Raw genomic sequence first — 8,006 nt, forward strand, 5'->3', positions numbered from 1 at the left:
GAATTAGATCGCAATTTCTCTGTAAAATTCAAGAGATTGCCAGGGCGATCGCCGCAGCCACAGCTTTTGCCCGAAATATATATCAGCATTTAACGACAAAAATCAGCCGTTGGCGCTTGGGTAAAAGCCGAAAGAATTGCTAATTTTTAGTAGTAAGGTGGATAAGTGCTATCAGCGGTAAATCTATTAACAGATCGAGAGAGCCAGAGATTAGAGAAGTATCTAGCTTCCTGCTTTTTACCTCTTATTAATACCTATGCAGTATCGATCGGCTGTAGCTGTGCGGCCGCAACCACCTTTATGCCCCATGCTCGCTCGTAATTTATGTCTTCTTTAAATTCTCCCTCTTCTTGGCACACCGTAGCAATTGACAAAACCCTCAAGCAGCTAAACAGCAACAAAGATGCAGGCTTGAGCAGCCAACAGGTGTCAGAACGCTTGCAGCAATACGGCCCCAACGAGCTAGAAGAAACAGGAGGCCGCAGTGCTTGGTCGATTTTTGTCGATCAGTTCACCAACATTATGTTGGTAATGCTGATGTTTGTAGCCGTGGTTTCTGGATTCTTAGACATCAAGTCGAATAATTTTCCTAAAGATGCGATCGCCATTTTTGCGATCGTCATACTCAACGGCATTCTCGGCTATTTCCAAGAACAAAGTGCTGAAAAAGCCCTCGCAGCCCTCAAAAACCTCGCTTCCCCCCTAGTCAGAGTCCTGCGGAACGGCAAAACTTCGGAAATAGCAGCCAAAGAACTCGTACCCGGAGACGTGATGCTGTTGGAGGCTGGGGTAAAAATCGCAGCAGATGGCAGGTTGATCGAAGCATCAAATCTGCAAGTCAGAGAATCTGCCTTGACGGGAGAAGCAATGGCAGTTACCAAGCAAGCTGAGCTAGAACTTCCCGAAGACGCATCCTTGGGCGATCGGCTCAACCTGATTTTTCAGGGCACAGAAGTTGTTCAGGGACGGGCCAAGGCGATCGTCACCAACACCGGAATGCAGACTGAACTGGGCAAAATTGCCGCCATGCTTCAGTCAGTAGAAACCGAACCAACTCCCCTGCAACAGCGGATGGGACAGTTGGGGAACGTTTTAGTCTCCGGTGCCCTAGCCTTAGTCGTAGTTGTCGTCATCGGCGGCATGATTACCTTCAACAACGGTAGTATCGGGTTCGATACCAGCAGGTTTGAAGAATTATTAGAAGTTTCTCTCAGCATGGCAGTTGCTGTCGTTCCCGAAGGACTTGCGGCCGTCGTGACAGTTACTTTGGCACTCGGAACGAGGCGGATGGTGAAGCGAAACGCTCTAATTCGCAAACTTCCTGCTGTAGAAACTTTGGGTTCAGTTACTACTATTTGTTCCGACAAAACAGGTACTCTGACTCAAAATAAAATGGTAGTTCAGCGAGTGTCTACGGGCGACTGTACGATCGGCATTGGAGGCGATGGCTATGCGCCGATCGGAGATTTTACCGATCGCCATACCTCGACCCAAATTAATAATTTAGAAGAATATCCAGAACTCGAATCTTTATTAATTGCTTGTGCGGTTTGCAACGACGCAGTATTGCAGCACGAACAGCAAGAATGGAAGATTTTGGGCGACCCCACCGAAGGAGCTCTGCTATCTTTAGCTGCAAAAGCAGGCATTTATAAGGAAAAACAGTCTCAATTGCTGCCGCGCACGGCGGAATTTCCTTTTTCTTCCGAACGCAAGCGGATGAGCGTGATTTGCGAAGTGCCGGGTCGATCGGGACATTCAGGATTTCCAGCAGAAAACGGACAGCAGCAGAATTATTTGATGTTGACCAAAGGTTCTCCCGAGTTGACTTTGGAGCGCTCCCAAGGCATTATAGTCGGCGATCGAGTACAACCTTTAAACCAGCAAATTCGCGATCGCATCCTCGCCGAAAACAACAACATGGCAAGCGAGGGTTTGCGAGTCCTGGGATTTGCCTACAAAATCTGGGAAAACCTGCCGCCCGAAAATTCTGACGCAACCAGCGAACAAAACATGATTTGGCTGGGACTCGTCAGTATGCTAGACGCGCCGCGCCCGGAAGTGCGCGAAGCCGTGGCGAGATGCCGCGATGCAGGGATTCGGGTGGTGATGATTACAGGAGACCACCAGTTGACAGCAAAGGCAATTGCTAGTGATTTAGGTATTGCAGAAAAGGGCGATCGAGTTCTCACCGGTCAAGAATTAGAAAAGCTCAGCCAAGAACAACTCAAACAACAAGTCGAACAGATTAGCGTTTACGCCCGCGTTTCCCCCGAACACAAATTGCGTATCGTTCAAGCTTTGCAAAGTTGGGGCAAATTTGTCGCCATGACAGGCGACGGCGTTAACGACGCACCCGCCTTGAAACAAGCCGATATCGGCATCGCAATGGGAATTACCGGCACCGATGTCAGCAAAGAAGCTAGCGATATGGTGCTCCTCGACGACAACTTCGCCACAATTGTCGCCGCCGCCGAAGAAGGGCGAGTTGTTTATACCAACATTCGCCGCTTTATCAAGTACATTTTGGGAAGCAACATCGGCGAAGTTTTGACAATTGCGGCCGCACCATTAATTGGTTTGGGAGGAGTGCCGCTGACCCCGCTGCAAATTTTGTGGATGAACTTAGTCACAGACGGCGTTCCCGCTTTAGCTTTGGCCGTGGAACCGGCCGAACCGAACGTAATGAACAAGCCTCCTTTCAGCCCGCGAGAAAGTATTTTTGCGCGGGGTTTGGGTTCTTACATAATTCGGATCGGGATTATTTTTGCAATTTTGACGATCGGCATGATGAAATGGGCTTATGACTATACTCACGCTCCCGGACACGGCAATCCAGAGGCTTGGAAAACAATGGTGTTTACAACTCTTTGTTTGGCGCAAATGGGTCACGCGATCGCCATTAGGTCTAACACTCGGCTAACTATCGAGTTAAATCCCTTCACTAATCTTTTTGTTTGGGGAGCTGTGATTGTGACTACGGTTTTGCAATTAATGCTGATTTACGTTCCACCGCTGAGAGCATTTTTCGGCACACACTATTTGTCGCCCTTTGAATTGATGGTTTGCTTCGGTTTCAGCGCCCTAATGTTTGTCTGGATTGAAATGGAAAAACTGTTCGTGCGCTTGTACAACAAAACTCGTAAATAGTGTTAACGACTGACGGATAATGAGCGATGTTTCATTATTCGTTAGACCCTTCACATTTGGCGCGAGTATAAACACTATACATTGCGAACACAACGCTCCGCAAAAAAGCAATTGCAGAAATTCGCCCTTGAATAGGTAAGGTGCTCTTCGGGGCACCCTACGATGACTGTATTACCAATAACCAATAACCAATAACTAATAACTAATTACCAATATTATGTATTTGAAAACGCTGCACCTACGGCAGTTTCGGAACTACTTCGATCAAAAGGTAGCGTTTGACGCTCCCAAAACCATTTTATTAGGAAATAACGCTCAAGGAAAATCTAACTTGTTAGAAGCCGTAGAGTTGCTTTCCACCTTAAAAAGCCACAGAGTATCGCGCGATCGCGATTTAATCCTCGACTCCAAGCCGATCGCCCAAATTGATGCTACGCTAGAACGTCAAACCGGAGCGATCGACTTATCTTTAACACTCCGCTCAGGGGCGCGCCGCACCCTCAAGCTCAACGGCGAACCCCTGCGCCGCCATTTAGACTTTTTGAGCGTCTTAAATGTAGTACAATTTTCCTGTTTGGATTTGGAGTTAGTGCGCGGCGGGCCAGAAGGAAGGCGCAATTGGATCGATCGCCTAGTCATCCAATTAGAACCGATTTACGCTCACATTTTGCACCAGTACAACCAAATTTTGCGCCAGCGAAACTCTCTACTAAAACGCTCTAAAGAAGCCAGAAAAGCCGAATTTTCCGAAAGTTTTGACAAAAACCGATTTTTTGCACCCGAAAGTCCCGACCCGGAAAATACAGAAGACTTCCCCATTCCCGACTCCCAATCGCCAATTCCCACTTCAGAATTAGCGTTGTGGGATGCACAGTTAGCGACAGCGGGGGCTCGCGTGATCCGCAGGCGCGATCGAATTTTGGAGCGTTTGATGCCATTAGCTCGCGATTGGCACCGTTCAATTAGCGGTTCAGCAGAAGTTTTAGATGTGAAATACGATGCTAATATTGAAGTAAGCTCGGAATTAATTGGTAAAGACAATCTCGAAGGAGTGCGACAAGCATTTTTAGAAAAAATTCAAAAAAGGGCGATCGCAGAACAGTTTCAAGGAACCACATTAGTCGGCCCGCACCGAGACGACATTACATTTACAATTAACAGCACCCCAGCTCGTCAATACGCCTCCCAAGGTCAACAGCGAACCCTCGTATTAGCATTAAAATTAGCCGAATTGCAGCTGATTGAAGAAGTCGTCGGCGAAGCACCATTACTGTTGCTCGACGACGTACTTGCAGAACTCGATCTAAGCCGCCAAAATCAACTTTTAGAAACAATTCAAGAACGATTTCAAACTCTGATTACTACAACTCACTTAGGCGCTTTTGACACTCAGTGGCTGCGCCAAACCCAAATTCTCTCCGTCGCGGCCGGACAAATCAATCGATTTGAGATTTAAAATTTGATGAATTTAGGTTGACAAGTATTCTCTTTAATGGTATAAGTATAAAATTTTTCAATAATTGAGATTATTAGCTCAATTTGAGATAGGATAAAGGTTAAATTTGATGGCCGATTTCGCTTCCATTTTTTCTAACCCTTATGAAGCATTACATTTCCCGTCTCTTAGCCCTGGTATTAGTTGTTGTCATCGGCGTAGCGGGCTGTACCAATGTTCCCGCCACTCTGAGTGGAGACTACGGCCAAGACACATTAGCATTAGTCAACAGCTTGAGAACAGCGCTCACTTTGCCAGAGGCTGCGCCGGAAAAAGCAGCCGCTCAAGCCGCTGCTCGTACAAGTATCAACGATTTTTTTGCTGCGTACCGCCGCGATCCCGCTCTTACCAAGCTGACATCTTTCACGACAATGCGTACCGCATTAAACTCTTTAGCAGGACATTATAATTCCTATCCGAACCGTCCGGTTCCTGAAAAGTTGAAAAAGCGTCTAGAGTTAGAATTTCAGCAGGTAGAATCTGCTCTAAATAGAGGATCTTAATCTCAAAATTCGGGATGAAAGATAAATTATTAAAATTTATCTTTCATCCTTGATGTTTGAGTGTTAACAATTTGGGCGTTGCTGAACTTTTGGCGATCGGTTAATCTAATGTCTGGCAATAGGTAATGGGTAATGGGTAATGGGTAATAGGTCCCGAATCGATCGCCAATTACCCAGCAGCCAAATATACATTTTCCCCCAAATATCTGCAAGAGCCGGGTGATTCCTTAACGCTTCACCGAGATGTGGTGCTAGGTACTCTTACAGTCTCTCCACCTTCGTTTAGAGTTTCCCAATGCCCGGTAGTTGAATGTCGATATTCTACACAGAAAGCCCTCAAGTTTTTAAGGTGATTGTAAACTGAGATGTTGCATCATTCGTGTGGAAGCCTTTTACCGACGGGCTTTCGGGCCCATCCCACAAGAAATTCACTCTTTGACAGAACAGGCCCGACAGCCTGTTCTTGACAATGGTGCAATATCTCAGTTGAAACCCAATTTTTCGAGATATCCCGACTTAATTTGTGTCAAGATCGAATTCTCCAGCACCACCTCAAAGCAATGAACTCTCTTTCTGCACTTTCTTTCGGCACTATACCTCAATCCCACGCATCAGACAGCTTCGCCATTACCATAGCGCCGTTGTGTGTAGAGGAAATCTACGCTTTGGCAGATGACCGGGCGAACGGAGCCGTGGTAATGATGAGCGGTACTGTCCGCAACCAAACTGACGGTCAAGCTGTAGTTTCCCTAGAATATCAAGCCTACGAACCGATGGCCGTGCGAGTATTCCAGCAAATAGCTACTGAAATCCGCCGTCAGTGGGCCGATGTGAATCGGGTCGCTATTCACCACCGCGTGGGACACTTGCAGGTGGGCGAAATCAGCGTACTGGTGGCTGTTGGCTGTCCCCACCGGGACTCGGCTTTTGCAGCTTGCCAATACGCCATAGATACGCTCAAACACAACGTACCGATTTGGAAAAAGGAACATTGGGCTGACGGTTCTAGCAGTTGGGTTAGTATTGGAGCGTGCGAGGTCAGTCATTAGTCATCAGTCATCAGTGATTGGTGATTGGTGATTGGTTGTTTGTTGCCAAGGCTTTTCGGGATCGTGTCCCATGCCCGTGTCTCCGTCTCTTCCCCTGTTTGGGAACTTATGACGATCGGGTAGCGTCAAAAATGGTGGAATGTTCGATGAGCCAATTCCACCCATGAGCGACTTTATTTCCGTGTCCTGGTCTGCGGTTGTGGCGACCGTTCAAAGAGTGCAATTGCCAGCCGAAAAACTCTCTAATTATGACTTGGTGTTGCGGTGTCAGGAAGGAAATCGACCTGAGACCACTGCCTTTTCAGAACTGTTGAAGCGTTATCAGTCCCACGTAGACAGGGTTCTCTATCACTTGGCCCCTGACTGGCAAGACCGAGCAGACTTGGCTCAGGAAGTGTGGATTCGGGTCTACCGCAATATTAACCGCTTGCAAGAGCCTGTTAAATTTCGGGGCTGGCTGAGCCGCATCGCCACTAATTTGTTTTACGACGAGTTGCGGAAGCGCAAGCGGGTGCGGACTCCGCTGTCGCTGGACGTACCCCGTGCGCTGGAAGATGGGGAGGTTGATTGGGAAATTCCGGCCGACAGTCCGGGGCCTGATGATGATTTGACGACTAGAGAATTTTACGACGAGTTGCGGGTGGCGATCGCCGATTTGCCAGAAGTCTTCCGCACGACAATTGTTTTGAGAGAAATTGAAGGTTTAGCCTATGAGGAAATAGCGGAAATGACCGGAGTTTCTCTGGGAACTGTCAAGTCGAGAATTGCTAGAGCTCGCCAAAGGTTGCAGTTGCAATTGCAAAAATATCTCGACGGTAATTAGCAACGGTGATTTTCGAGGCGGGTTAAGAAGATTTGATGAAGTTTGCTGTGACATCAAAGCTTCTATTTTAAAGTATAAATAAGCAGTAAATCATCCTAATAGTGAGCGCGTGCTTCCCCCAATTTGAGCAAGTGGTGTGAAATATGAATTATAACTTTGAATCAGCTAAAAATCAGAATGAGCAAGATATTGGGGATTCACTCGGTGAAACTCCGGCTAACAACAATTATCGCCAGGGGAATGTAACTACTATGATGCGCGATCGCTTTGAATTGCTGAGTGCCTACCTCGACGGCGAAGTGACGGCGGCAGAACGCCGACAAGTCGAGGACTGGCTGACAAATGACCCCGCGACGAAGCGTTTGTACTCGCGACTTTTGAGTATGCAGCGGGGTTTTCAGGCAATGTCGGTGCCGACTGCGGAACAATCTGCACAGGATTTAGCGACGAAGGTTTTGCAGCGGGTGGAACGCAAGTCGAAACGAAATTTGGTTTTGGGTGGAGGGGCGATCGCAGCTTTGTTGATTGCGGCGGTGTCTGCTGTCGGTGGGGGCCGCCAATTGTTTGCTCCCCAGTTTGCTACATCCCCCGTTCCTGTTGAATCTGAGGGTTTGGTTGTGGCTTTGAACGAGCCGGTGGTGGAGATTGTTAATCCTAACGATTTGATGCTTGGGGTGAATGCGCCGATCGTGGATATCCCGAAAGTTGGTGCAGCAACACCTCAAAAGTCACTGCCAAAGGTGCAGTAAAATTTCTGTTTCGAGCAATAACGAAAGTTGCTAAGCTCCCTAAAAAAGGGGGCTTTTTGCTGTTTTTCCCAGTTTTTCAAGGTGGATAGATTCTTTGACGCTTCCTCGGCTTATAATCGCGAATTTTGGGGCGATCGCATCTTGATATCCGAGTAGGTAGCGAGGGGAATTAGAGCGGGCGATTCCCTACGGGATAGCTTCGCCGCGCGTACTTATTACTGGTTTTTTGGATATGGG

Annotated in this window: 6 protein-coding genes; all 6 read left to right on the plus strand. The window is 47.6% G+C overall.

Features of this window, described 5'->3' with window-relative positions; translation table 11 throughout:
• Positions 1-324 precede the first annotated feature (324 nt).
• The 6 genes from IQ270_RS25980 to IQ270_RS26005 all read left to right on the plus strand — a co-directional run bounded on the left by IQ270_RS25980 (position 325) and on the right by IQ270_RS26005 (position 7,769).
• Positions 325-3,150 (plus strand): cation-translocating P-type ATPase, encoded by a 2,826-nt coding sequence (locus tag IQ270_RS25980; RefSeq protein ID WP_193976051.1) that lies wholly within the window; start codon positions 325-327, stop codon positions 3,148-3,150.
• A gap of 217 nt (positions 3,151-3,367) precedes the next feature.
• A complete protein-coding gene (gene recF / locus IQ270_RS25985; protein ID WP_193976052.1) occupies positions 3,368-4,606 on the plus strand; it encodes a DNA replication/repair protein RecF in 1,239 nt (412 codons plus the stop codon).
• A gap of 143 nt (positions 4,607-4,749) precedes the next feature.
• Positions 4,750-5,148: a photosystem II protein Psb27 gene (gene psb27 / locus IQ270_RS25990; protein ID WP_193976053.1), complete on the plus strand. Its 399-nt coding sequence runs from the start codon at positions 4,750-4,752 to the stop codon at positions 5,146-5,148.
• 560 nt (positions 5,149-5,708) lie between these two features.
• Positions 5,709-6,197 (plus strand): molybdenum cofactor biosynthesis protein MoaE, encoded by a 489-nt coding sequence (locus IQ270_RS25995; protein ID WP_193976054.1) that lies wholly within the window; start codon positions 5,709-5,711, stop codon positions 6,195-6,197.
• Between the two features lie 163 nt (positions 6,198-6,360).
• A complete protein-coding gene (locus tag IQ270_RS26000) occupies positions 6,361-7,020 on the plus strand; it encodes a sigma-70 family RNA polymerase sigma factor (protein ID WP_193976055.1) in 660 nt (219 codons plus the stop codon).
• 143 nt (positions 7,021-7,163) lie between these two features.
• Positions 7,164-7,769: an anti-sigma factor gene (locus IQ270_RS26005; protein ID WP_193976056.1), complete on the plus strand. Its 606-nt coding sequence runs from the start codon at positions 7,164-7,166 to the stop codon at positions 7,767-7,769.
• Positions 7,770-8,006: the final 237 nt, after the last annotated feature.

This window comes from Microcoleus sp. LEGE 07076, assembly GCF_015207455.1.
Classification (GTDB): Bacteria; Cyanobacteriota; Cyanobacteriia; order Cyanobacteriales; family Microcoleaceae; genus Microcoleus.

Coding starts and splice junctions, on each gene's coding strand:
- IQ270_RS25980 (WP_193976051.1), top strand. CDS start 325: ATGTCTTCTTTAAATTCTCCCTCTTCTTGGCACACCGTAGCAATTGAC.
- recF (WP_193976052.1), top strand. CDS start 3,368: ATGTATTTGAAAACGCTGCACCTACGGCAGTTTCGGAACTACTTCGAT.
- psb27 (WP_193976053.1), top strand. CDS start 4,750: ATGAAGCATTACATTTCCCGTCTCTTAGCCCTGGTATTAGTTGTTGTC.
- IQ270_RS25995 (WP_193976054.1), top strand. CDS start 5,709: ATGAACTCTCTTTCTGCACTTTCTTTCGGCACTATACCTCAATCCCAC.
- IQ270_RS26000 (WP_193976055.1), top strand. CDS start 6,361: ATGAGCGACTTTATTTCCGTGTCCTGGTCTGCGGTTGTGGCGACCGTT.
- IQ270_RS26005 (WP_193976056.1), top strand. CDS start 7,164: ATGAATTATAACTTTGAATCAGCTAAAAATCAGAATGAGCAAGATATT.